Raw genomic sequence first — 25,134 nt, forward strand, 5'->3', positions numbered from 1 at the left:
CCGCATCGGTTATCAGGCCGTTTTCAACCAACCCGTTACACTTAGCCGCTCGCGACCGGCAGGCCGGACCTCGTGTTCGAGCCGACCACTTTCAAAACAGACCAGCCGCCCGCCAATGGGCTGAATGGTTAGTTCGTGCTCGGTAGAGCCATCTGATTCAGGGAGAAATAAAGCCAGCTGCCCACCGTCTGTTTCCTGCCAGTCGGTATTCAGGTAGCAGATTACAGAGAGTCGTCGGCGCGAATCGCTCCGGAACTGGTCAAGGTGACGCTTATAGAAAGTGCCGGGAGGATAGAGTGCATAATGGAATTCGTAATCGCGCAGGCCAAGGTAGCAGGTCCGATTTACATACTCCACAAACTCGCCGATACGCTGGAGAAACATGGTTTCTTCCGGTGTAGCCGAAGCTTCTTCGAGCCACAGAATCTCATCGCCCCGGATCGTGTTTTCAACTGTTCTCTGTTGATTTCCAATTCCAGCCGCTCTGAATTGGCCAGCTTCCCTGCGCTCATGAAGTCGTTTCGCCAGGGCTGATACTTCGTTAGCCGTCAAAAAATTATCGACAATGCCGTAACCTTCAGCCAGAATACCATCGATAATCGGTTCAAATAGAGAATTCATGTATAGCGCTATTGGATCGTTGACTATGGGCGTTCGCTTGTTCGTCCAATAGTTCTTTCCCAACGTCCTAGTTCTTCATTTCATTCAACTCATCGAGCTGAGCCGTGCGAAAATGCCGATAAACCTGCAACACGATTGCCAGTGCCACCGCCGATTCGGCAGCCGCCACTACCATGACAAACAGGCTCAGCATCTGCCCCTGCAATCGGTCGGGGTCGTACTGACTGAAGGCAACCAGATTGATATTGACGGCATTAAGCATCAGTTCGATACCCATCAGCACGACGATAGCGTGTCGTTTGAGCAACACAACGGCGAGTCCGATGGCAAACAAAGCGGCTCCGACAATCAGAAACAAATGGCTATCGACGGGTTCCAAATCAGCTAATCAGTTAGTAGATAATTGGGTAAATAAAGGAATTGGGTAAATGGTTCCTGATTTTTGGCCCATTTACCCAACCCTATCTTTACCAGTTTAACTCGTTTCGTGGTTACCCGCTACACATCACACAGCAGAACGGCCTCTTTCAGGCTCGTTAGCGGATCGCGTTTCGGAATAAACTCCTGGGCTACATAGCCCTTGAACCCTGTATCCACGATGGCCTTCATAATTGCCGGATAGTAAAGCTCCTGCGTTTCATCGATCTCATTTCGGCCAGGATTGCCGCCCGTGTGATAATGACCAATGTATTTACTATGCTCACGGATGGTACGAATGATGTCGCCCTCCATGATCTGCATATGGTAAATATCGTACAGCAACTTGAAATTATCGGAACCGACGCGTTTACACAGATCTACGCCCCAGGCGGTATGATCACACATGTAATCTTTATGATCGACTTTACTGTTGAGCAGTTCCATGATCATGGTAATACCATGTTTCTCAGCACTTGGCATCAGGCGTTTCAGGCCCACCGCGCAGTTCTCGAGGCCCTGTTCGTTGCTCATGCCCCGGCGATTTCCTGAAAAACAAATCACAGTGTTTAATCCTGCTTCTTTAAGCTTGGGAAAAATAGCCTCATAACTGGCTACCAGCTCGTCGTGGAATTTAGGATCGTTAAATCCATCAGGAATACCCTTTCCTGCTCCCTGCGGCAACGCCGATGTCAGGCCGTGTTTTTTCAATACGGGCCATTCATTAGGTCCGGTCAGGTCGATGGATGTGATCCCCATCTCTTTAGCCGCTTTGCAAAGATCATCCAGCGGGATTTTGCTATAACACCACCGGCAAACCGAGTGGTTAATACGGCCCTTCAGCATGGGAGCCGCAGCGTCGGATTGAGTCATAGAAGTAGCTAAAGAATCGGTCAACGACAGCGCCAGTGCGCTACCAGTCAGGGTTTTCAAGGCCGTTCGGCGGGTGGTCATAGTGGTTTAGGATTTAGTTGCAGAAACGCAAGGTATTGCATTTCTGCAATAATTATAATTCGCGAATCCGGATGTTGCGGTACCAAACCTTGTTGCCGTGGTCCTGTAAGGCAATGTGGCCGGTAGAATATTTACCAAAGCCCGGCCATCCTTTAAACTTGCTTTCCGATACCATTTTGTCCCATTCCGGGCCGCTGGTGGGGTATTCGGCTGTTTTTTTACCGTTTAGATATTGTTCGGCTTTCCCGTTATGAATAACCAGTCGGGCTTTGTTCCACTCGCCAGCAGGTTTGGCAGCACCAGGCGTAACTGGTTTCTGGAGGTCATAAAGCGACCCCGCCGTCCGGTTGCCGTCGCGCCCTTGTTTGGCATCTGGATGACGTTCGTTATCCAGAACCTGCATTTCAGGACCAGTCTGGTAGGTAGCCTTAAACTGAGGATCTTCATGAACGTGGAAAATAATGCCACTGTTGCCGCCTTCGGCAATTTTCCACTCTATTTCCAGTTCAAAATCGCCGTATTCTTTGTCCGTTACAAGATCTCCGGCACCTCCTGCTTTCAGGTGAATAGCACCATCGTCAATACCCCACTTGTCGGAAACAGGCTGACCTGATTTAAGGTATGTATGCCATCCTTTAAGATCCTTGCCATCAAAAAGCGTCTCCCACTTCCCCTTTCCCGGAAGATTTTCGGCCTGTATGTTAAAGGTTAGCGCGAGGGCCAGCAGGCCCGCAGATAAGCGCAGGTAGTTCATGATAAATGAATTGGTTGAATTTTACTGAAACAAACTATTAACGAAAAAACAACGACAATCTGTCGTGACATACCACTGTATACCAAAAGGCATTGGCCGTAAAAAAATACCTCAATCGTTACCAACAATCTCCTTCAGAAATGCCCGAAACTTATCGGCGAACTCTGGCCGTTTAAGCGCAAACTCAACGGTTGTTTTCAGAAAATCAAGCTTGTTGCCAATGTCGTGGCGTTTTCCTTCGATCCGATGCGCATAGAGATTCTCGCGTTTAAGCAACAATAGAAGCGCATCGGTCAGTTGAATTTCGTTATTTTTTCCAACTGGTGTCTGCTCCAGCATGGTAAAAATCTCCGGTGTCAGTACATAACGGCCGGCAATGGCCAGGTTCGATGGCGCTTCATTAATAGCTGGTTTTTCTACGAGCGTTGTCAGTTCCAGAATCCTGTTATTCAACGGTTTGCCGCCAACAATTCCATAGCGATTAACCTTATCGTGGGGCACTTCTTCAACGGCAATTACCGATCCGCCATATTGCGCATACGTATCGATCAATTGCTGCGTAACCGGAATCACCGAGTCCATGATGGTGTCGCCCAGGAGAACAGCAAAGGGTTCGTTACCCACATGATGCTTGGCATACCGAATGGCATCACCAAGGCCATTCAGTTCACGCTGACGAACGTAATGGAGATTGGCCATGTCCGACAACCGGCGCATCTCGTCCAGAAGCAACTGATCTTCTTTTTCTTCAAGCCGGGTTTCGAGTTCAAAGTTGCGATCGAAATGGTCTTCAATGGCGCGTTTACCTTTCCCGGTAATAATCAGAATATCTTCGATACCCGAATCGACAGCCTCCTGAACAACATACTGAATCGTAGGTCGGTCGATGATCGGCAGCATTTCTTTAGGTTGAGCCTTGGTGGCAGGTAGAAACCGGGTTCCAAGTCCGGCAGCGGGGATAACGGCTTTCTTTATCATTTTTGAATGAGTGAATGAGCCAATGAGTGATTGAGTGAACAGCTGACGCATATATTTTCACTCAATCACTCATTGGCTCATTCACAATTAAACTACATAAGGCTTTATAACGCGGGCATTCACTTTTCTGAGTTCGATAAAGAGCCGGTTGAGCATGGCATCGTCGCGGTAGAGGCCAATAATTGAACCACCCGAACCGGTAAAAGACGCTGAAGCTCCGCAGGCACGTGCCGTTTCGATCAGGCTCCGGTTGCTGTCGCTGATCGTATAAATCTGAGCGCGCAGGTCGAAGTTACGGTTGACCAGCTCGTTTAATGATTTGATATCCTGCCCAAGTAAGGCTTCCCGGCCCTGGCGGGCAACATCGGCAATCGAGCTCATCGTTTCGACGACAAGAGGCTCTCCTTTCAACCAACGCGACCGCACATCGTTATGGACCCGTCCCGATTGTTTACCGAGATCGGTATTGTAGGCGATGTACAGCTTAGGCAGTTGGTGTGGATCGATCGGTTCGTATTGACCGTGGCCCTGGCGCTCCATCGTTTCCCGGTCAAAATCCATGTAAACACAACCCTCATAACACTGAATAACACGATCCTGCAAGCCAGCCGTGATGCCCAGTTCGTCGGCCTCAGTTGCTAGTACCAGATTAGGCAGAATCGGCAACGGAATCTCGACATTATAGAACTGCATCAACGCCCGAAACGTAGCGACGATAATCGCGCTGGAGCCAGAAAGCCCAACCTGTCGTGGAATAGATGTGCTGTAGCGAATCGAAAAATTCTGATTCGGCAACCGGATCTGTTCGCTTTCGCAATATTCAGCGAATTTTTTGATGGCTGCTTTCAACAGAGGAACACCGCCATGATAGCCGAGCGTACTAACGGCATCGCGCAGGTGATGAAGGCTCCGGAAAACGTTTGTATCCTGCGGTTGCGCTTCAATAGTCAGCTCCGGCGATGGATAAAGCGTTACGGACGCACCGAAGTTGCGAACGGTAATGGCAATGGTTTTGCCAAAAAAGCCATCAGACGGGTTGCCAAGCAGGCCCGCCCGGGCATAGGCACGGGTTTCGATAAGCAAGACTGTGGGGCGGGCAATTTACCCGGCGACTTTTTAATTGAAAAGCAAGTTTACAAAAGAATTCTGTTCATAACGGCGATATAACCATTTACCCCATCAATAAAAAGAGCGATCGGTCAATAACCGATCGCTCCCTTGGTTGAATCACTGTACTATCAGACTTATTGTGAATTCGACTTGTCTTTGCCATCATAGCCGACATTGTGCGGATCATAGCCCTCATTGGGGTTATCGCCTTCTTCGAGGTATGTGGCATCTGCCCGGTGAAATAGTGCATCATCCGACGGATTTTCGGCTACCTGGCTTAGTTTGTCAGCCGCTTCGTCGCTTATCATTTTACTTTCGGGCTTCTTCGGATCGTTAATCAGTTCAGGCTCTATGTCCCACTCTTCCGTGGTTCCGTATTTATCGCCTTTCGGTTCACCCACACGGCCTACACCGAGATTAGCCTCGCGCGTATCGTGGGTAATTTCCATATTTTCGGTATCCATGTCCATACCCGACGTTGAGTCTTTGTAGGCATTTGTACCGACGCCTTCCGATTCGCGACCATAATCAGAGTCACCATGCTGGTTAGGGTCATGCGAATAGAACTCGGGATCAACTTTATCGGGATCGAATGGTGATGTCGTTGCCATAACGTTACGTGTTTTTTCAACATATAACCCGAAATGGCATTAGGTTGTTTAGTCAGGCGAAACAGGCAGCCGCAAAGGCTACAGCTATTGGTTTGTTTTAAACCCGGCTATCGACTGGCTTTTTAGAGTCAATAGTTCGGCCATTAATTGGTCGTTTGTCTGCTGCAGTAACGCCATGCGTTCATTAAGCTGAAAAAGTAAAAACTCCACGTTTCTCAATCGCTCTTCGGTTGTAATGGCAGCCGATGGTGAATTAAGGGCTTTAAACATCATGCCTTCTCCCCTCAATAGCCAGTCGCCATTAACCTGAGGGTAGGCTACCAGAATTTTTTCGAGCGTATCGAAGCGTGGTTTCAGGCGGCCATGCAAAATATGATAAACTTTTTCGCCCCGATGCTCGCCCAACTGCCGGGCAAATTCAAGTACACTGATATCAAGCGTATCGATCAGCTGCTGCAAACGAAGATGGATAGTCATAGAAAAGGGTAGATTTTACACAAATCCATGTAAAAATTCAACCAAAGGCAACGCCTATGAATTAGTGGAGCAAACACGCAGAAAACAGGCCAAGACAAGCTCATTTCCGACACGAATACCGTTTAAAAATACTTACAGAATGGGTTTGCTTTTTACGCAAAACTGTGTAATTTTAAACCAGTAAACACCTCCTTTAAAAAGGCAAAAGGGACCGCAAAATGGGCCCCCTGCTTGAACAGTAAACAACAAATACTAATGAACACACAAAACAAAAGCCAAATCGAGACAAATCAAAGCGGTAACGCCCTGAAACCGTATCAAAAGATTCATGAACTCACAAATGAGGTCATAAATAAGTATAAATATCTGGAGGGACACCCGCGTCAGTATCGATTTGATGCCAAAGAGGGTGTGTTTAACATCAACGGCACCGAGAAGTTAGGACGCACATTGACCTTTCAGCCGATCGCCTGGCGGATCTTTACCGACAACATTCTGAACATGGGTACCAAAAACTGGGCGGAAATCTTTTTTATCGACGATAAAAACTGTGTTTCGGCGGTCCTTTTTCACGGATACTCGGTCGACAATATTTTTCGGCTCATCGAACCACTCTATTACGACGACCTGACGCTGGCCGATGTGGTCATTACGGCTGTTGCCGAAAAGAAGGAGAACGCTAAAATTCAACCTAAAGGCGTCTATTACATTGCCACGTTCTCCTATAAAATGGGTGATGTCGAGAAAACCAGCGAATTGAAACAGTTCGCGGCTGACGTCAAAATCTTCCGGCAGGAAACCCTGACCGATATTGCCAACATCAAGACGGCAATGAACTACTATAACCCATTCGCTAATCTAACCGAAGAAGCTGACGAAGCCGACCTTCGGCTACTGCCAGTTGGACAAGTCTAGTACGCCTTTGCAAGAGGTGATTGAGTGATTTATGGTAAATCGTGCCTCAGCATTTGCCATAAATCACTCAATCACCTCATTTACAGTATCCAATCAACCATTCTGAATGATTTCTCAACAGCTAATCACCATACCACAGCCGCTCCTTAGCCCCGGCGACGATTATCGCGCTCTGATGCGCGTATCGAATTCCGATTTGACTCGACTCAAAGAAGAGCATCTGGGCTATTGGTCGGTTCCGTCGGCGCGGTTTATCCCCGAAAAGACGAAAGTGTTTGGACGTGCCTTTCACCAGCACCTGCTGGAACCCGAAACGGTCGGCACAGTACTGGAGCAATTTCTACCCGATATGGTCGACCATGATACGCTGGGGCCAGCGCAAACGGAGCAGCTAAATACCCTGATGCGTACCATTAAACAGGATACGTTCTGTCGGCGTTACCTGCGGCAATCGGAGCGGGAACGGGTGGTACTTTTTACGGAACCTACAACCGGTGTTGCCTGCAAAGCAAGGCTGGATATGGTTTATACAAGTCCAAAACGCCGGAATGCGCTGGTTATCGATATAAAAACAACATCGGCGCGCACGCAATCGCAGTTTCTGGAATCGTGCTATACCTACGATTATGACCGACAGGCGGCTTTTTATATCGACAGCCTCCGCTATGCCGACGCTCGTCATAGCGAATTGGCCGAATGGGCCTCGACCCGTCAATTTCGGTTTGTGTTCATAGGGGTGATGAAGCAACGCCCTCACCGGCTTTTTGCCGTCGATGCCACGTCGATACCTGGCTTTATGGACTACGGCCGAAAAAAATACCGCTTTTGGCTGCGCAAATGGCGCGAAGAACAATCTGTTGCAACTACTAGCCAGTTGTCGACCGGCAACGGATCTCCGGCACAGATGCTTTTAAAAACGGCCTGAGACACATACAGGCAACTACACATTAAAAACTTAACGGATATGAACGCTTCCATTATCACCCTAACGCCCACTCCCCTCAACTTCGACTGGGGGACTGACGGATTAGTGCTGTGGATTGAAGAACTGGACGGTGTTGATAGTCTGGCCGGACAGATGAATGAGGTTATGGACCGGATCGCGTTCGCGATTGAGCTGCAAACGGGTTGGGATCATCGCACCGATGGCAGTACGTTGCATCCACTATACGGTTACCGACTCCTGCTACGCGATGCGTCGGGCTGCTGGAACGCCGTCCGAACCGATGAAACGGGTCATTTTGCCGAACTGATTCCGCTCGAAGAAATGGACTATGAGATTGCATATGAGAAAGTTATGTGGCTGGACTAGCCTTTACACGACGTTCAGATTGCAGAAATCATCCCCATTAATAACCGCCAGCTTCCTCAAAAGCTGGCGGGTTCTTTTTTTTAGTACATTGAGTCAACCGAGTTTAATCAAGACAATCAAAACCGAATGAGTTCAAGCCAGGTTTCGGGCAACCGGGATGTGTAGCTGATCCGGCCATGTATAATAGTTTTTGTGCCCACGCAACGTTCTCAACGGCATTTGCATCTTTACCAAAACACAACTCCGGAAATCACATCATGAAAACATTCGTAACCTCTCTCCTGCTCACAGTCGTCGCACTAGCCCCCGCGCTAGCCCAAACGACCGTTGATGCTAAAGACATAATTGCCAAAATCAACCGTAAGGAAACCGTTTCGTACCAGAACGCAACCATAACCGGCGATCTTGATCTGACTAACTTAGCTAATCGGAAGGAAGTAAGGGAAGGTAGTTGGAAAGGCGATTCTCGGGAGTTTTTGAGTACCGTCGAATCGCCGATCTCATTCAAAAACTGCACATTTAAAGGCAAATTTCTTGCTTATCACACCGATGAGACGGAAGAAAGACGGCTCATCAATCGAAACAATACAGTCTATAATGCCGATTTTAACGAAGCCGTAACCATCGAGAATTGTACTTTCGACGACGATGCCACGTTCAAATACTCCCATTTCCAGCAGCGGGCTATTTTTACGGGCAATACCTTCCGCGAAATTGCGCTGTTCAAATACGCCAAATTCAACAATGCCGCCGACTTCAGCGGATCGACCTTCAGAGGATATGCTGACTTCAAGTACACGAAGTTTGACGAGTCTTCGGCATTCCAAAAAGTCGTTTTTGAACGAAATGCTGATTTCAAATACACAAAATTTGACGAAAGCGTTGATTTTCGGCAGGCTCGCTTCACCAGCTCCGCTGATTTTAAATATACCCATCTGCCACGTGGGACGAACTTCGATGACGCCCGTTTCGAAGGATCAACCGACTTTAAATACACTACACTGGACGGTCGGAAATTTTCACCGAATGGCCGGTAGTCGATAATTGTCAAGTGAAGAGAATTGGGTAATCAGGGGATCTATTGCGACTGGCTGGAAAGGTTTAAAACCTCAATTGTCCAATCATTCGGATGGCCTTGATTACCTAATTGCCTTTTCATATCAACTAACAATCAGCCAGATTGCTTGTTTATCAAAACGTTATATCAACTACGCAACGTTTTGAAACGCACTACAAAGATCCTGTTAGCACTTGTTGTCCTGCTGATCATCGCCCGCTTACTGCTGCCTTATTTTGTATTGCGGTATGTCAATAAAACACTAGCCGACATGGGCGGGTATACCGGTCACGTCGAAGATATTGATATTCAGCTGATTCGGGGCGCTTACCAGATCGATGATCTGAGGGTTCGCAAGATCAACGGCAACATCAAAGAACCCTTTGTTTTTATTCCGAAAACCGATTTATCCGTTGAATGGAAATCACTGTTTCGAGGTAGGCTGGTAAGCGAAGTCGAGTGTTATAATCCAGAACTTAACTTTGCCTTCAGTGACAATGAAGCGAGCAATCAGACCGGAGCCGAGGTCGACTGGACAGCTTTCCTGAAAAAATTACTGCCGATCAGCATAAACCGATTCGCGGTTATCGACGGCACGATTAATCTGACAAGTTTAATTACCCAGCCTCGCGCTGATTTATCCCTCAAAAAATTTCAGGGTGAAATCCGAAACATTCGCAATGTGGAGGATAAAGACAAAAAACTACCCTCTCCGGTAGTGGCTTCGGGCGATGTACCGGGCTATGGTGGCTCCATGGCCTTCAGCGCTAACATGAACCTGTTGAAAGTTGTCCCGGATTTTGATTACAACCTTCGTTTTAGCGATTTACAGCTGGTAAAAATCAATCCACTAGCCCGCGAATATGCCAACCTCGACTTTGAACAGGGAACGATGAGCGTTTACAGCGAAATGGCCATGCTCGACAGCAAGCTGAATGGTTACCTGAAGCCGCTGACAAAAGGCATGAAAATTTTCAAGATCAATGAACACGAAGGTCGCTCGGTTGGAAAATTCTTCACCGAACTGGTCGCACAGGCCGGAACCGCTGTGCTTAAGAATCAGAAGCACGATCAGGTGGCAACACGAATTCCACTCAACGGTACGGTTGAAGAAATTAAGACCGCCATTTGGCCTACTATCTTCGGTGTGCTACGGAACGCTTATATTGAAGCCTTCAAGGGTGAATTCGATAATACTATTACCCTGCAGGATGCCGTCAAGGACTTCAAAGACGATTACAAAGCGAAGCGGGCCGAACGCAAAGCTGAAAAAAAAGAGAAACGAGAAGAGCGCAAGGCTGAACGCAAGGCAAAGCGGGAGGCACGCAAACGTGAAAAAGCCCGCTAACGGATTTATTGCCAGGTACCGCCTTTACTAAACACCATTCCTATAACCAGTACGCCCAGCCAGCACAGGTACGATCCCGCTAAAACAGCAAAGCCGAACCCAACTTTTCCCTGAACCATAGTCAGCCAATAAGCCCAGGCCAGCAGCGCCAGTATACCAGTACAGCCTGCCAGAAAAATCAAACTGTCACCTCTCCTGTAGGCAGGCCCTGGTGGAAATAGTATTGAGTAAAACGTCATAATAAAATAAAATACCCCAATCAACCCATTTATAGCCAGGGCGGCACTGAAAATAAATTTTAGCAGAAGATTCATAGTACTGATAATGAATTTATAGAAACCCAACAAGCTACTTTAACCAGTTAACAAGGAGTGTTCCTACGGTGTATGCCGATGCCAGGCTCCATTTGTGTACACATAGGTTACGGAGTTGAAGAAAGACAGTGAAAGGCCTGCGATCATGAAAACGATGCCAAGAACACCCAGAACCAGCGGCACCAGCCAAATGCTCATGAAGGCATCAACTCGGGCACTATCTGGATTTTGCCGGTCATATAAGACGGATACTGACTCGCCAATCTGGTAATCGGGCGACGACGACCCAACCGATGAGCGAAATGTGATTGACTGACCGGATGGACCACTAAACTGAACAACTGGGTAATAGGCCGTAGAATAACTATCACGATCATTGAAACGATCAACAGACTGCCGTTTATCGAGACCGATCACACGGCCAGTCGCTTTATCGGTATCGCTGAGCCATTGTCTTATGTTTCTATAGCTGAAAAAGGCACCGGTCAATAAACCGATGCCAAGTAGACCGAATCCGGCGCCTAGCCTTCGGGCAAATGGGTTCATGAGTACATTTATCTGGTTTAACTACACCACAAAAAACCAGCTCATACCCCCTCTTCACCAAACATAATCGCCTGAAACGTTGCTTTTGGCGAACCAACCGTTCGCCATTGCCCGCGAATGGCTTTCCGTCGAAACGACTCATTGACAATCCCCTACGTTTCATTGACAAATTCGTGCTGTTTACACGGATAAAATTGGCCAAACAGCTTAGTCAGAACCAACTTTGCACCTCAATAACAACCGTTTACCACATCGTCCCTTTGCAGAAAGTCGTTACAATGAAATTGTATTTCTTAAATCTCCGGACCTCGTTACTAACCTGGTTAGGCTACAAAACCCAGCCTGTAAAACAAAGCGGCATGCCGTTCTGGATGGGGTTCCTTTTATACTGCCTGGCTTATCCATTACTGGCTTTTACTGTCGTGTGGGCTATCTGCCAGATTATTCAGGGCGAAACCTTATGGTTGCCCAGTGTGCTCCCGAATAGTGAGGAAACTCATGACTCAATGCAGCATTATCGAGGCTTTTTTGTCATAGCTGAAGGTTTTAATAGCCATACCAATCGTTGACACATGCCTTACAAGACCGTTTATTCAATAGCGGGTCAGCCACCAATAGACCGAGTCTTTCTGGGAATTTCTGCTGGATTGCTTATAGCCACCTTCCTCGTTTTCCTCGCGACAAACTCGCCCTCCGGACGGTACAGTTTGCTGGCATTTACCCTGCTGTTTATTCTATTTACGCTCGTCATGCCTTACTGGGACCACCATCGTCTGGTCAGTAAGTTATCGACTCCTGAATGTAAGGTGTCAGAGGGTAAAATAATGGGCTATTGGCGGAAAGACTGGTATCAAAAAGACACCCATCGCAGCTACAGCTATGAATCGTTTCGGGTAGATACGGTTCAGTTTGGTTACCACCGACTGGTTGAAATGGCCGGGTTTCACAACGCTGAGGCTCACCATTTTCCGATCCAAAACGGGTTAATCGTACGAATTTACTACGTGCCCGAACGTCAAGTAGACGACGATAGTCAGGTCAACCGAATTCTTAAACTGGATACAGTAACCAGTCAAACCATACTCCAGAGCACCTTAACTACTGTATTACAATGAATTTACCGACAATTTGCTATGTACTGACAGCCAGCTTAATCAGTTCGGCCTGTCAATCGACCGACAAACTGACCACTAACACGGCAGACAAACCCCCCCCTGCCGATACCATTCTTATCGCGGAAGCCAGGCTGAACGAAGGCACACGGTTCAATCCGACAGATCAGGCCATTACCCGCGATGATGTAAAAAGCTTTACGGATAATGAACCAGAAAAGCCCGTTTATAAAGCCGATACGCTGGCTGCTACCAACAAGGCATATGTTATCCTGTTTAGCCGGCTCTATTCGAATGAAACCATTGGATGGCTCGTCACCGTCAATCGATCAACTCAACAGCAGCTCGATAAACTGCAAGTGTATTATGACAATGCCGAAGGAATGACACAAACCGAAACCCGGTGGCTTCCGCAACAGCAACGAGCAATTGTAAAAACAGAAACGTATGACGAAGATGGTAAACCCAAAATCGCTACGCTTATCTATCAACTAACACCCGACGACAAGTTTCAACAGACATATCCCAATACCAATAAGTAGTATAACACCATTATGCTGGAAGAGCTATTTTCTCCCCAAAAAACGTTTAAAGTGGCAATCGGTAGCTATGAGGTAAAAATGAGTCACTGGGTCGATCAACCTTATCTGATTCGGGTCAGTGATGACGTTGAGCTGTTTAATCTCAATGGCGATCCCTGGTCGGCATCAGACGTAACGTGGCTCGACGACTCAACCGTCGAAATGCATTTACGCAGATACCCTGGCCATATTTTCTGTTCTGTACAATTAAACGCGTTAACCGACCAGGGATGGGCAAAAGTCCGTCGGGTTTCTTCGCAGGTTCGCTTGCCCAGATACGGAACTGGGTCCTGAACCTTTAACGTAAGCTTTATGAGTAAACAACAAGTACCATGAAAAACTACGTCCTCTTAACCATACAAAACCTTACAGGGCTTTTAGCAAAGTAGCATGACCACAAGGCCACGCTACCTGATTATTTTCTTACTGTTTCCTGCGATTCATCGTGTCTGGACGAGCACCCGATGCCGTTCGGCGTGGCGAAAACTTGGGTTTGACTTTGTGCTCCCCGGCCTGCTTCGCTTTCTTATAGCTGGGAATAGCGTTGTCTTTACTCTCCAGATTATCACTTAACGACGGCTTTGGTATTGGTTTCGAGGAACGCCGGGAGGCATCAGCCGCCGTAGACGTAGAGTTACTTTTCGTTGTCGATTTAGCCGATGTCGCCGTTTGTTTCGATGGCCTGGTGGCCGTTGAAGCGGATACGGATTTCGTCGAGCTACTTTTTGCTGCTTGTGGGGCCGTCTGGGCCAACGTTGTGGCCGTTATCAGTATGGCACCGATCATCAATTTAATCATAACGTTTTACTGGTTTATCTAAACACGACTCTGTTTCAGCTAATTTGTTTGACTGTTTTAGCCAGGGTCTGTTTGGGAATATATGCTCTGTTGCGTTAGCAGTTCACGAATTGATCGTCGGAACAAACCATGTGGTTGCTTTTCGTTACCGAATCGTATCTACACGTGTAGCTCCTCCCCGCCGGAGTGAATCGGGCCGAAGTCGGCGTGGCTTCCGGTCAGGCTTAGTGCGGTTCTTGGGTAAAGTGGTGTCCATGCCCTTTTCCAGTTCTTTCTGCTCCTGGGCACTTACCTTTTTTAGCCTTGGTTTAGGCGGATTGGCCTGCCGATTATCCTCCGTCGATGTAGTCTGTTGTAAGGTCGGCGACTGATTACTTTGCGCGTAGACGCTAGCTGTTAAGCCAGCGCATAACAGGATGGTACTAAACACGATCCGTTTCATAACATTGAGTATTTGTGTCTATACTCAACGAATGCCATACCGAGAAGGTTATTTCACAGGCGGGTTATCTATCAAGTGCTCAGGCTTGCCTTCGGAAACCGGGCCGGGCAAATACCAGCTAGCACTTACCCTCTTCATCTGTTTTTTCTCTGAGCTTAAGCCAGCAGTTGGTTTAGCTTTTTGGGATTAGGTCACGGATGGCTGCTACGCACCATCCAGCAAAGAAAGTTTTCAGGCCTGTATGGAATTTAGGACAGTATTACATCCGTTTTATAGATGTGCAATTAATAGACGGCATCGACAGCATTATATCGTTCAACTAGGTCTATGTTTCTCAAACGGTTTCGTAAATCAAGACTTACTACCGATGCGGAGTATGTTGCGGCTTACCGCGCCACGGGTGATTTATCCGTGCTTGGGGAGTTGTATGAACGACATATGGAACTGGTCTATGCCGTCTGTTATAACTATCTGCGCGACGAAGACGAAGCTAAAGATGCCGTTATGCACCTTTTTGAGCAGTTAATTACGGATCTGCGCAAACATGATGTACAACAGTTTCAGTCGTGGCTACACAGTGTTGCCAGGAACTACTGCCTGATGCAGTTACGCAAAAATCAGGCACACCCGAAAGCAGTTCAGCTAACCGGCCTAACCGCAGACAATGATATGGACGATAATCCGGTTACGGCAACTATAACGGATGAGTCGGACAACCGAACGCTTGATCTTGAAGAAGATCTCAGCCGAATGGAAGCGTGTCTTCAAACGTTACCGAGCGAACAGCGCACATGCCTGACTTTATTTTATCTTGACCAAAAAAGTTATGTGGAAGTCGCTGACCTGACGGGATATGACCTCAAGCAAGTGAAAAGTTATTTGCAAAACGGCCGACGAATGCTGAAACTTTGTATGAGCAAGTAATCTGGAACGCCTGTTTGCCTTACCAACATGAATGACCAATTGACCTTTGACGATTTGCGAGCCTATCAGGCCGGACGGCTGAATGGTCCTGCCCGGCACCGGGTCGAGCGGTTACTGCTCGAAGACCCCTTCTATGCCGATGCCCTGGCCGGTTTAGAAGCGATGCAGCAAACCGCCACACCAACAACACAACAACTAGCGAACCTACGAGATGCGCTTCAAGAGCGTATTCACGCATCGGCGACGAAAAAAAGGCTTTGGCCGCTGTGGATAGCCACAACTTCTGCTGCCATTCTGCTTATGCTGGCCGTAGCCATTTATATCATATTCGTTGTAGCCAAGCATCCGACCAGACAGAAACCGAATAACAAACCTAAAACGACACTACAAATCAGGCACATAAACTCGCAGATGGCACCTCTTCAAGCCTATTCTTATCATTGAAGATAGGCCGATGAGCGAGATCATGTTCGTCAGAAAAGAAAGAAAAAATAGTTTATCGAGTGAAAACGCTCATGAATTTTTACAGTTAATTCTCAATAAAACCCCATCTTAGGTCGGATATGTAAAACCGGAACATAAGAAGTAGTTTAATAGAGTAAAACATTTAGGAAAGTTAGGACGTTAACCCGGCATAACAACTCATTCTATAGTCTATGTTTCGCTCAATTTCGCTACGTTCACTCGCCATTCCATGCGTAGCCCTTTTAACTTGCTTATCAACTACTTACGCACAGCAACGTTTCAGCGCAGGGCCGCGCGTTGGCTTGAATTTATCCACATTGCGGGGTGATGTGGACGGCTACAAAATGACTCCTGGTCTTGTAGCAGGGGCTTTTCTGATGTACAGTTCATTAAATCACTTCGGCATCTCCGCCGACGTATTATATTCTCAGCGCGGTGGTAAATTCACGGGAGTCAACCCAGGAAACGTACCCGTTGAACTGAAACAGCAAATTAATTATCTGGAAATTCCGGTGGCATTACGCTACTTTCTGACATTGAGCGGCAATTTCCGGCCTAATATTTTCTTCGGTCCAACGCTGGCGATACCATTAAGCGCCAAACGAGTCAATCAAAAGATCGGCGGATCAACCCAGCCCGATGTAACGAACTCAGAAGCGTTCAATAATCCCGATCTTGGCTTATTTGCCGGTTTTCAGCTAAACTTCCCTGGTCTGGGTGAACGGCAACGTTTTTTGATCGATGCTCGGTACACCTATGGCCTGGCTGATGTAACAAGCCAGCCAATCTCAGGTGGCATTGGAGGCCAAAACATATACAATTCGACAATTACCTTAACCCTGGGCTATGGTTTTGGTGTTGGTCCTGAATATCGTAGTCGGTATCGGCGGTAGAGCCACCGAAAAAGCATGCCAATAAAAAAGCTTCGCTGTTCAGACAGCGAAGCTTTTTTATTGGCCTTTAGAAAATAGTTATCCGTTAGTACACTTAAAATCACTCCTTTTAATCGAAAAATAAGTACATCAAAAGGCCACTGGATACAATTTTAATCTTTTTTTAATTCGCCGAAATCCATTCAGCCTGTACGAGCGTATAGGCTTTTATTACGTACACGTCTATGAAACTTTTTTCCACAATCAACAGCCATGCTTTATAAAAAATCGCTCCGTTCTCTGATCGGTATGCTAACTCTGGGTACGCTACTGACCCTCAACGCCTGTCAGAATATGCAACCACAGCTAGAGCCGCAAAGTGGCCTCCCTGCTGCCAATGCCCGTCTGTCTGCTGATTTTATGTTTTATGTCTTAACCGACAACAATCAGTTGTTGAAACTAAATACGCAGAACCCTGGTGTCAATCTGGGTACGATCAGTATAACAGGTGTTCAAAACAACGAACGGCTGGTAGCCATTGACTTCCGGCCAGCAACGGGTCAGTTATATGGCGTCAGCAACGGTAGCAGAATTTATGCCATTAATCTGGCCAATGGCGCGGCTACAGCCCTGGGATCAGTCGCATTCTCACCCAGTATTAACGGCGATGTGGTTGGCTTTGATTTTAACCCAACAGTTGATCGAATTCGGCTTGTTACGAATAAAGGGCAGAATTTGCGCTTAAATCCGGAGACAGGAACGGTAATGATTGTTGATGGTTCCATCAATGGTGTAGCCAATGTGGCCGTTTCGGGAGTTGCCTACACCAACAACCGTTCGGGATCTACCACGACAACCTTATATGACATTGACCCCATTACCGACAAGCTGTATCGCCAGGACCCACCCAATAATGGAACGCTGGCAGAGGTCGGTTCACTGGGTATTGACATTGCCGGTACGGGTAGCTTCGACATCGCTCCCGATGGCAGTGCCATTGCAACCTTAATTAGCGGCATTACGCAAGGACTTTATCAGATTGATCTGGCAAGCGGCCGTGCCGAGCGTTTAGGCGACCTGCCAGGCTCAACCAGTATTGTTGGAGTAGCTATTCCAACGGAGCCGGTTGCCTACGCCGTCGATGGTTCCAATGCACTGCATATCTTCAATCCAATGACAGGCTCGTCCGTGACCAAAGCCATTACGGGATTACAAGGCGGTGAGACGTTGTATGGAATTGATTTCAGACCAGCCAATGGGCAGTTATTTGCGCTGGGAAGCACAAGTCGTCTCTATACCATAAACACCTCGAATGGTGCCGCTACAGTAGTAGGTTCAGGGCCATTTACGCCAGCGATTCCAAGTGCAGGAGGTGACTTCGGATTTGATTTCAACCCGACGGTTGACCGTATCCGGCTTGTCGGTTTCAATGGTCAGGATCTGCGGCTCAATCCTAATGATGGAACCGTAGTCGGTGTGGATGGCACATTGGCTTTTGCGTCAGGACAGGGCTCACCAAACGTAACAGCAGCCGCCTATACAAACAACTTCGCAGGCTCAACGGCAACAACCCTTTACGACATTGATACCCGTACAGGCAGTGCCTGGTTAGTGATGCAGACACCTCCCAACAATGGAACGTTGGTGCCAGTTGGTTCGCTTGGTGTTGAGATCGAAGGAGGTAACGGCTTCGATATCGGTGGTACCTCGAACATGGGTTATGCGCTGCTGCGTTCGGGCGGTTCGACTAAAGTCTATACGATCAACCTGTCGTCAGGGGCCGCATCATTCAACGCTAATCTCACAGGCAACCCATCGGTTCGCGGCTTCGCCGTTGGCCTGGGTTTCTAACGACATAATCCAACTATTAATTATCGGCCCAATCTGCGTGAGTAGGTTGGGCTTTTTTGTGCGCAACGTAGGCAGCTTACCAGACAGAGTGTGCGTAGAGGGCAGCTGGCTTTTTCGATACTAAAGTCGCGGAAGAATAGTCCGTCATGTACAAAAAGCTACAATAAAATAGGGTGTCAGTTTTAGGAAACTGACACCCTAACAAACAAGCCGTATGTATTTTACCGGCTCAGATACAGATTCCGTTCGGAATATATTTTCTGAAAATAATCGTCCGTCAGATCATCGATGAAGTAGATGCCTTCACCGGTCGACTTCATTTCGGGGCCAAGTTCCTTGTTCACATTCGGAAATTTGCTGAATGAGAATACCGGAATCTTGATCGCGTAGCCTTTCTTCACCGGCTTAAAGTCGAAATCCTTCACCTTTTTATCGCCCAGCATCACCTTCGTTGCATAGTTGACATAAGGTTCCTGATACGCTTTACAGATGAACGGCACCGTCCGGCTCGCGCGCGGATTGGCTTCGATGATATAAACTACTTCGTCTTTAATGGCGAACTGGATGTTGATCAGCCCAACCGTTTTGAGGGCAACGGCAATCTTTTTGGTATGCTCCTCAATTTGTCGGATCACATTCTCGCTCAGGTCAAACGTTGGTAAAACCGCGTAGGAGTCGCCCGAGTGAATACCAGCCGGTTCGATATGCTCCATGATGCCGATAATATAAACATCTTCGCCATCGCAGATTGCGTCGGCTTCAGCTTCAATCGCATTCTCCAGGAAGTGATCGAGCAGGATGTTATTGTCCGGAATATCCTTCAGAATCTTCATCACGTGCTGCTCCAGCTCGTTCTCGTTAATGACGATCTTCATATTCTGCCCACCAAGCACATAACTTGGACGAACCAGGAGCGGGAAACCAAGCTCCCGCGATAGCTCAATGGCTCCTTCCGACTCGCGAATTGTTCCGAATTTTGGATACGGAATATCGAGTTTGCGCAGCATATCGGAGAAATGGCCCCGATCTTCAGCCAGATCGAGTGCTTCCCAGCTGGTACCGATAATCTTGATACCGTAGCGAGTCAGCTTTTCGGCCATTTTGAGCGCCGTCTGGCCGCCTAGCTGCACAATGACGCCTTCGGGCTGTTCGTGCATGATAATGGCGTGAACGTGTTCCCAGAAGACAGGTTCGAAATACAGCTTATCGGCAATATCGGGGTCGGTCGAGACAGTTTCCGGATTACAGTTGATCATGATCGTCTCATAACCCGCTTCTTTAGCGGCCAACACGCCATGCACGCAGGAATAGTCGAACTCAATGCCCTGCCCAATGCGGTTTGGTCCCGAACCTAACACGACAATTTTCTTCCGATTACTCCGAACCGATTCATTACCCGGCAAATCAGAAACAGGCTCCGGCCGGTCGGTTGTGATCGGCAGCTGGTTGTTGAACGTTGAGTAGTAATAGGGCGTTTTTGCCTCGAACTCAGCCGCACAGGTATCCACGCATTTAAACACGCGCCGGATATTGTGCGTCTGGCGGTAGTCATAAATCTTGCTTTCTTTCACCTGCAACAGGTGAGCAAGCTGGCGGTCAGCATAGCCTTTCTGCTTGGCAATACGAAGCAGTTCTGGCGGCAGATCATCCAGATCGTACTGTTCAATCTCGCGCTCCAGCTCAATCAACTCTTCGATCTGGTGTAGAAACCACGGATCTATTTTGGTTAGCTGCTGAATAGTCCGGAAAGACATACCGGCTTTGAACGCATCGTAGATGTGGAACAGACGGTTCCAGCTCGGATGAGCCAGACTCTGGGTCAGCGCATCGCGGTCGGTCAGTTCACGGCCATCGGCGCCAAGACCATTCCGGCGAATTTCCAGCGATTGACAGGCTTTTTGCAGGGCTTCCTGGAAATTACGGCCAATACCCATTGTTTCACCAACCGACTTCATTTGCAGACCTAATGAACGGTCGGCACCCGGAAATTTGTCGAAATTCCAGCGCGGCACTTTCACGATCACATAATCGATAGCAGGTTCAAAAAACGCTGATGTCGTGCCCGTAATTGGGTTTATCAACTCGTCCAGGTTGTAACCAACGGCCATTTTAGCGGCAATTTTGGCAATCGGATAACCCGTTGCTTTCGACGCCAGCGCCGACGATCGGCTAACACGTGGGTTTACTTCGATAACGATGATATCGTCGGTCTGCGGATTCACCGAAAACTGAATGTTACAGCCTCCCGCAAACTGTCCGATACCGGCCATTACCCGAATGGCCAGATCACGCATTTTCTGGTAGAGGGTATCGGGCAGGGTCATGGCCGGAGCAACAGTGATGCTGTCGCCGGTATGAATACCCATTGGATCGAAGTTCTCGATGGAGCAGATGATGATAAAGTTGCCATTATTATCACGCAGCAACTCCAGCTCATACTCTTTCCAACCCATCACGCTTTGCTCAACCAGCACCTCATGAACAGGCGATGCGTGCAAACCGGCGGTGAGTGCCTTATCGAAATCTTCAGGATGATTAACAAAGCCGCCCCCCGTGCCACCGAGTGTAAACGATGGCCGGATAACGAGTGGAAATCCTATTTCCTGTGCAATTTCTTTCCCTTCCAGAAAAGACCGGGCGGTGCGTCCTTCACAAACGCCTGCACCAAGCTTCAGCATCAGTAACCGGAATTTCTCCCGGTCTTCGGTCGTCTCGATGGCGCGAATATCGACACCGATAATTTTTACATTAAACTTCTCCCAGATACCAGCCTTTTCGCAGTCGATAGCCAGGTTCAACGCCGTTTGGCCACCCATCGTCGGCAAAACAGCATCGATGGGCCGTCCCATTTCCTGATGTTTCTTCAGGATTTCAACAATGGACTTTTTCTCCAGCGGCAGCAGATAGACATGATCGGCGTTGATAGGGTCGGTCATGATGGTAGCCGGATTGGAGTTAATCAATGCAACTTCAATACCTTCTTCCCGAATAGAACGGGCCGCTTGAGAACCGGCATAATCAAATTCACAGGCCTGTCCGATAACGATAGGGCCAGAACCGATAATAAGAACCGAGCGGATTTGAGCGTTTTTGGGCATTTTTCAGCGGGACAATGAACCGCGTGGGCGGTCCCGAATGAATGATGAACGATTAACTATTGACGAACTGTGGCTAATTGACAACCAATCCGTTATGGGGTGGTCAAAAATCCTGCAAAATTAGGGGTTTCAGCGGGAATGGAAAAGGGGAATTTTAGAAATAGGCCGATTCGATATAATTATTCGATATAGGTCACTCGTATTCCGGCAACTACGAAATGGCCATGACTTAGGTTCAGCTTCAGCAGACGCTATTTTTTTGCATCAAGGTACCAATTAGCGCAACGAAATTGGCAGGTCAGTAAATAATAATAATTGGAAAACGTCGGGTAGGCTCGTATTTTTGATTAACAAGTTTTTAATATATGTTCCGAACTCGATTTTACCTTTATTTCCTGTGTGTAGCGGTTAGCATGCTGGCTTTTACCTGTGTACGCGAGTATCCAGCAACAGCTCCTTATACCCCTCCTACTACACCTACCAATCCGGGGAATCTACCGCCACAAACCCAGCCCGTTGCGCAGAATCGACTATTTATCGGTAATGATAAAGTTCGGGTGGCAATCGATCTGAACATGGGCGGGGCTATCAATTATCTCTCCGAAGCAGGCAGTTCGGAAAACATGGTTAACAACTATGATTGGGGTCGGCAATTACAAACTGCACTTTATGGCGGGCCTTTCCCCTATTCAGTGAACGGAAAAGATCCCGTTTATTTCTGGCGCAACCTGGGGTGGAACCCAGTTCAGACAGGCGATTATTACAACCACCCGGCTCGTATTGTCAGTTATCAGCAAGGGCAGAATTCGCTCTATGTTAAGACGATTCCGCTTATCTGGCCGCTCTTTGACGAACCGGCCGATTGCTTTATGGAACACTGGATTGAGCTTCAGGGCAATACTGTACACGTGAAAATCCGCAGTACGATCAATCGTGCCGATACGGCTCAATACGATGGCAGAACCCAGGAAATGCCCTGCGTCTACCTAAATGCTCCCTGGTATCGCATGGTTACCTACACGGGTACACAGCCGTTTACCAATGGGGCCGTAACCGAATTCTCAAAGCTTGAGATGCTTAGTCATTATACCACCGAAAACTGGACCGCACTGCTCAACGATGAAGGACGGGGTGTAGGCTTATACCAGCCAAATCAGTTCCGGTTCAAAACGAACGGCTTCGGTTCTGGGCATGTCGGGAAAGAATTTGATGTGACCAGCTATTACATGAATGCCGACCCCTTCCTGCAAATAGATCACAATGGCGTTTATGAGTTCGAGTATACACTTATCCTTGGAACGCTGGCCGATATCCGGCAGTACGCCTACGCCCAGCCACGCCCGGAAACGGTTCCGAACTTTAAGTTTACCAAGGATCGCCAGGGTTGGTTTTACTACAACGTAACCGATAAAGGATGGCCTATTCAAAATGAATTGAATGTCAACTGGCAACGCGCCGACACGACCAAAGCGAATTTCCGGGTATGCAGTCCATTTGTTTATTGGAAGCCGACCGATGTTCCTAAAATTTATATTCAGGCCGCTTTCACGACAAAAGCGACTACAGCCCGACTGGTGTGGCGGAAGCCTGAAGATTACGATTTTCTTGATGGTCCGGATCGGCAGATCGACTTCCCAATTGTGGGTGATGGTCAATTCCGAACCTATGAAGTTAATCTGAGTGGTCATTCGGGATGGAGCGGCCTTATTAATCAAATCTGTCTGCTCAATCCACAGAATAACCTTGAGAAAGGCTCAAGAATGAGGCTAAAAAGCGTTACGGTTGCTCCTGTCCAATAAAGCCGGGTCTGGCCCATGCACGGTTATTCTGTCAATATAAAAACCTTGGACGGAACCAACGATCAAAAACCTGTAAAAAAACAATTGGGTAGTTGATTGATCAGGAAACCTGCTCACCAACTACCCAACTATTCACTCCACTTACTTACGCTAAGAACGGAGTGGCAATAGCCAGCACCTGCTCTTTCGTCAGTGGCTCATCAAATGCCCCTGTAACCTGATCGACACCAAGCCCGGTCAGATTGACAACATCGACTCCGCCTTCAACGCGTACATCTTCACCGGAATAAACAGCTGATGGCGAACCAGATGCACCCATGATCCAGCCTCTGCTGCCACCCAGATACCGAACTTTAGCTGCGTGCATAGCCTCTACAGAGTGAATCTGCAAAGCTACAGTCAGAATATCCGGTGCGCTGATCAAATTACCAGCCTGGCCTTTGTAAGCACGAACACCGGTATCTTCAAATGCCTGGGCAAGAGCCATGAAAGTCCGATAGTTCGAGAACGTATCAGGATAGGCTCCTTTGGCAGAGAAATCAAAATTAGGCTTCGGAATAGCTGCACCGCCCAACGCTGATTTCAGCAAGGCAACGTGCGCATTTTCGTGTTTGGCAATTTGCTGGAAGGTATTCCAGCCTTCCATACCCGTAATCAGATTTGGCGAGGCCAGACCCCGATTGTAGAATTCAGCTTCGAGGTATTCCAGCGTCAGCGCGAAGTTGAGTACATCTGTAACAACGCTGCTTTGCGCATAGGCTTTGTTCAGAATGGCTCCAAAGGCTACTGGTGCAACACCTGTCAGTGCTTTTTTGAGGAAATTATGGAAAACGTGACGACGCGATACATGGTCAAGCCGTTCGTACACGTCAGCATCAACCTTCTCAATTTCAGTAAGTATGTTTTGTAGATTCATGGCTGTTTATGTTTAGGCACGACGTCCGTTTTTACCATTAATAATTTCCAGAACAAACGGCCGAACCAGAGACAGAACTTCTTCCGGTGTCCGTGCCTCACCCAGACCAGATGCTGCTGCAACGATATCGTCACCGGCAAAAGAGGTCGTCTGAGGATTCACCAGCTCACTGATAATTGCCGTATGGCGAGCTTCTACCGACACAATCTTACCAGCCAGCAGCAGGTAATCGGGCGTAGTGATGTACTTTCCAGCTCCATTGTAGGCCGAAACACCGATTGCTTCAAAAACACGGGCGGTGCCAAGTACAGATGCCCGGCTACCAAAGTTAATGCTGCTGAAGTTCGGGGTCAGACCCGGAATGGCAGCACTCCCCAAAGCGGCCTTGAATAATTCACGGTGAGCGATCTCATGATCACGGATATCACTCAGAATCGCCATTTCATACCCGTTGATTCCTGAATAAGGCGTCTTGATTACCTGGGTGTAGAAAGCGGCTTCTAATTGTTCCAGCGCGTAAGCATAGTTTAATACGTTCACGTCCTTAGAACCAATGTCGCCCAAGTCGATTGCTTCACCAGCGCGAGCTGAGCCTGTGGCAACGGTTGGGTCAACAATTTGATCGTGGCAAGCACTTAATACAACACCAGCCGCTGCGGTGGCGCCCAGATAGCGCATGAACACACGGCGTCCTAAAGCTGCCGATGCCTTACCGGTCAGGCCCTGCGGAGTTGCCGTTGGGTCATTTTGTAGTTTTTCCATTGAGCATTTTTATTGTTTAGTGGAGTTACTTCCCGACCGTCGAGAAGCTGCACTAACTACTCGAAAACAGGCTCAATGGATTTGCTTTTTCTGCCGTCGG

The 25,134-nt window shown here is 47.9% G+C and carries 29 protein-coding genes; 14 read left to right on the forward strand and 15 right to left on the reverse strand.

What is annotated here, in order from left to right; genetic code table 11:
• Positions 1-12: 12 nt before the first annotated feature.
• The 8 genes from G8759_RS34640 to G8759_RS34675 form a co-directional block, all read right to left on the reverse strand.
• Entirely contained in the window at positions 13-621 is a 609-nt protein-coding gene (locus G8759_RS34640) for a 2OG-Fe(II) oxygenase (RefSeq protein WP_167218256.1), read from the reverse strand.
• 67 nt (positions 622-688) lie between these two features.
• A complete protein-coding gene (gene nuoK, locus G8759_RS34645; protein ID WP_162391179.1) occupies positions 689-1,000 on the reverse strand; it encodes an NADH-quinone oxidoreductase subunit NuoK in 312 nt (103 codons plus the stop codon).
• A 119-nt stretch (positions 1,001-1,119) separates the two neighbouring features.
• Positions 1,120-1,992: a hydroxypyruvate isomerase family protein gene (locus G8759_RS34650; protein WP_162391180.1), complete on the reverse strand. Its 873-nt coding sequence runs from the start codon at positions 1,990-1,992 to the stop codon at positions 1,120-1,122.
• Positions 1,993-2,044: 52 nt separating this feature from the next.
• Positions 2,045-2,746: a 3-keto-disaccharide hydrolase gene (locus G8759_RS34655; protein ID WP_167218258.1), complete on the reverse strand. Its 702-nt coding sequence runs from the start codon at positions 2,744-2,746 to the stop codon at positions 2,045-2,047.
• A 111-nt stretch (positions 2,747-2,857) separates the two neighbouring features.
• A complete protein-coding gene (gene galU, locus G8759_RS34660) occupies positions 2,858-3,724 on the reverse strand; it encodes a UTP--glucose-1-phosphate uridylyltransferase GalU (RefSeq protein ID WP_162391182.1) in 867 nt (288 codons plus the stop codon).
• 87 nt (positions 3,725-3,811) lie between these two features.
• Complete coding sequence (locus G8759_RS34665) at positions 3,812-4,807, reverse strand: mevalonate kinase family protein (protein ID WP_167218260.1); 996 nt, start codon at positions 4,805-4,807, stop codon at positions 3,812-3,814.
• 161 nt (positions 4,808-4,968) lie between these two features.
• Positions 4,969-5,445, reverse strand: a complete 477-nt coding sequence (locus G8759_RS34670) for a hypothetical protein (protein WP_167218262.1) — start codon at positions 5,443-5,445, stop codon at positions 4,969-4,971.
• An 84-nt stretch (positions 5,446-5,529) separates the two neighbouring features.
• Complete coding sequence (locus G8759_RS34675) at positions 5,530-5,922, reverse strand: helix-turn-helix transcriptional regulator (RefSeq protein WP_167218264.1); 393 nt, start codon at positions 5,920-5,922, stop codon at positions 5,530-5,532.
• A 255-nt stretch (positions 5,923-6,177) separates the two neighbouring features.
• On the opposite strand from G8759_RS34675, the gene G8759_RS34680 reads away from it, so the two are divergent.
• The 5 genes from G8759_RS34680 (at position 6,178) to G8759_RS34700 (ending at position 10,554) form a co-directional block, all read left to right on the forward strand.
• A complete protein-coding gene (locus G8759_RS34680; RefSeq protein WP_167218266.1) occupies positions 6,178-6,837 on the forward strand; it encodes a hypothetical protein in 660 nt (219 codons plus the stop codon).
• 106 nt (positions 6,838-6,943) lie between these two features.
• Entirely contained in the window at positions 6,944-7,762 is an 819-nt protein-coding gene (locus tag G8759_RS34685; RefSeq protein ID WP_167218268.1) for a PD-(D/E)XK nuclease-like domain-containing protein, read from the forward strand.
• Positions 7,763-7,801: 39 nt separating this feature from the next.
• Entirely contained in the window at positions 7,802-8,149 is a 348-nt protein-coding gene (locus G8759_RS34690; protein ID WP_162391188.1) for a hypothetical protein, read from the forward strand.
• Between the two features lie 257 nt (positions 8,150-8,406).
• Complete coding sequence (locus tag G8759_RS34695; RefSeq protein ID WP_167218270.1) at positions 8,407-9,186, forward strand: pentapeptide repeat-containing protein; 780 nt, start codon at positions 8,407-8,409, stop codon at positions 9,184-9,186.
• A 183-nt stretch (positions 9,187-9,369) separates the two neighbouring features.
• Positions 9,370-10,554 carry a DUF748 domain-containing protein gene (locus tag G8759_RS34700; protein ID WP_167218273.1) on the forward strand — a complete coding sequence of 395 codons (1,185 nt, stop codon included), beginning with the start codon at positions 9,370-9,372 and terminating at the stop codon, positions 10,552-10,554.
• 5 nt (positions 10,555-10,559) lie between these two features.
• On the opposite strand, the gene G8759_RS34705 is transcribed toward G8759_RS34700, so the two are convergent.
• On the reverse strand, positions 10,560-10,868 hold the full coding sequence (locus G8759_RS34705) for a hypothetical protein (protein ID WP_167218275.1): 309 nt from the start codon (positions 10,866-10,868) through the stop codon (positions 10,560-10,562).
• Between the two features lie 63 nt (positions 10,869-10,931).
• Positions 10,932-11,414 (reverse strand): DUF3592 domain-containing protein, encoded by a 483-nt coding sequence (locus G8759_RS34710; RefSeq protein ID WP_167218277.1) that lies wholly within the window; start codon positions 11,412-11,414, stop codon positions 10,932-10,934.
• 278 nt (positions 11,415-11,692) lie between these two features.
• Here G8759_RS34710 and G8759_RS34715 point away from each other — a divergent pair, with 278 nt between their 5' ends.
• From G8759_RS34715 to G8759_RS34730, 4 genes are read left to right on the forward strand one after another with little or no spacing between them, the layout of a single operon-like run.
• The gene (locus G8759_RS34715; RefSeq protein WP_167218279.1) at positions 11,693-11,983 is read left to right on the forward strand and encodes a hypothetical protein; all 291 of its coding nucleotides are present in this window, start codon (positions 11,693-11,695) and stop codon (positions 11,981-11,983) included.
• A gap of 3 nt (positions 11,984-11,986) precedes the next feature.
• On the forward strand, positions 11,987-12,529 hold the full coding sequence (locus tag G8759_RS34720; protein WP_167218281.1) for a hypothetical protein: 543 nt from the start codon (positions 11,987-11,989) through the stop codon (positions 12,527-12,529).
• A complete protein-coding gene (locus G8759_RS34725; RefSeq protein WP_167218283.1) occupies positions 12,526-13,068 on the forward strand; it encodes a hypothetical protein in 543 nt (180 codons plus the stop codon). The genes G8759_RS34720 and G8759_RS34725 overlap by 4 nt, the downstream gene beginning before the upstream one ends.
• 12 nt (positions 13,069-13,080) lie before the next feature.
• Positions 13,081-13,401 (forward strand): hypothetical protein, encoded by a 321-nt coding sequence (locus G8759_RS34730; RefSeq protein WP_232074065.1) that lies wholly within the window; start codon positions 13,081-13,083, stop codon positions 13,399-13,401.
• 129 nt (positions 13,402-13,530) lie between these two features.
• On the opposite strand, the gene G8759_RS34735 is transcribed toward G8759_RS34730, so the two are convergent.
• Both G8759_RS34735 and G8759_RS34740 read right to left on the reverse strand, forming a co-directional pair.
• Positions 13,531-13,905, reverse strand: coding sequence for a hypothetical protein (locus tag G8759_RS34735; protein ID WP_167218285.1), 375 nt, complete (start codon positions 13,903-13,905; stop codon positions 13,531-13,533).
• 145 nt (positions 13,906-14,050) lie between these two features.
• The gene (locus tag G8759_RS34740) at positions 14,051-14,347 is read right to left on the reverse strand and encodes a hypothetical protein (protein WP_167218287.1); all 297 of its coding nucleotides are present in this window, start codon (positions 14,345-14,347) and stop codon (positions 14,051-14,053) included.
• Positions 14,348-14,674: 327 nt separating this feature from the next.
• On the opposite strand from G8759_RS34740, the gene G8759_RS34745 reads away from it, so the two are divergent.
• The 4 genes from G8759_RS34745 to G8759_RS34760 all read left to right on the forward strand — a co-directional run bounded on the left by G8759_RS34745 (position 14,675) and on the right by G8759_RS34760 (position 18,459).
• Positions 14,675-15,271: an RNA polymerase sigma factor gene (locus G8759_RS34745; protein WP_167218289.1), complete on the forward strand. Its 597-nt coding sequence runs from the start codon at positions 14,675-14,677 to the stop codon at positions 15,269-15,271.
• 27 nt (positions 15,272-15,298) lie between these two features.
• Complete coding sequence (locus tag G8759_RS34750) at positions 15,299-15,715, forward strand: hypothetical protein (protein WP_232074066.1); 417 nt, start codon at positions 15,299-15,301, stop codon at positions 15,713-15,715.
• A gap of 212 nt (positions 15,716-15,927) precedes the next feature.
• Entirely contained in the window at positions 15,928-16,629 is a 702-nt protein-coding gene (locus tag G8759_RS34755) for a porin family protein (RefSeq protein ID WP_167218291.1), read from the forward strand.
• Positions 16,630-16,881: 252 nt separating this feature from the next.
• On the forward strand, positions 16,882-18,459 hold the full coding sequence (locus tag G8759_RS34760) for a DUF4394 domain-containing protein (RefSeq protein ID WP_167218293.1): 1,578 nt from the start codon (positions 16,882-16,884) through the stop codon (positions 18,457-18,459).
• Positions 18,460-18,680: 221 nt separating this feature from the next.
• On the opposite strand, the gene carB is transcribed toward G8759_RS34760, so the two are convergent.
• A complete protein-coding gene (carB, locus tag G8759_RS34765; RefSeq protein ID WP_167218295.1) occupies positions 18,681-21,557 on the reverse strand; it encodes a carbamoyl-phosphate synthase large subunit in 2,877 nt (958 codons plus the stop codon).
• A 365-nt stretch (positions 21,558-21,922) separates the two neighbouring features.
• Here carB and G8759_RS34770 point away from each other — a divergent pair, with 365 nt between their 5' ends.
• Positions 21,923-23,356 (forward strand): hypothetical protein, encoded by a 1,434-nt coding sequence (locus tag G8759_RS34770; RefSeq protein WP_167218297.1) that lies wholly within the window; start codon positions 21,923-21,925, stop codon positions 23,354-23,356.
• Positions 23,357-23,501: 145 nt separating this feature from the next.
• Here the strand turns inward: G8759_RS34770 and G8759_RS34775 are convergent, their stop codons facing one another.
• Entirely contained in the window at positions 23,502-24,272 is a 771-nt protein-coding gene (locus G8759_RS34775; protein ID WP_167218299.1) for a ferritin-like domain-containing protein, read from the reverse strand.
• Positions 24,273-24,284: 12 nt separating this feature from the next.
• Positions 24,285-25,034 (reverse strand): ferritin-like domain-containing protein, encoded by a 750-nt coding sequence (locus G8759_RS34780; RefSeq protein ID WP_167218301.1) that lies wholly within the window; start codon positions 25,032-25,034, stop codon positions 24,285-24,287.
• Between the last annotated feature and the right edge of the window lie 100 nt (positions 25,035-25,134).

The organism is Spirosoma aureum, from assembly GCF_011604685.1.
Classification (GTDB): Bacteria; Bacteroidota; Bacteroidia; order Cytophagales; family Spirosomataceae; genus Spirosoma; species Spirosoma aureum.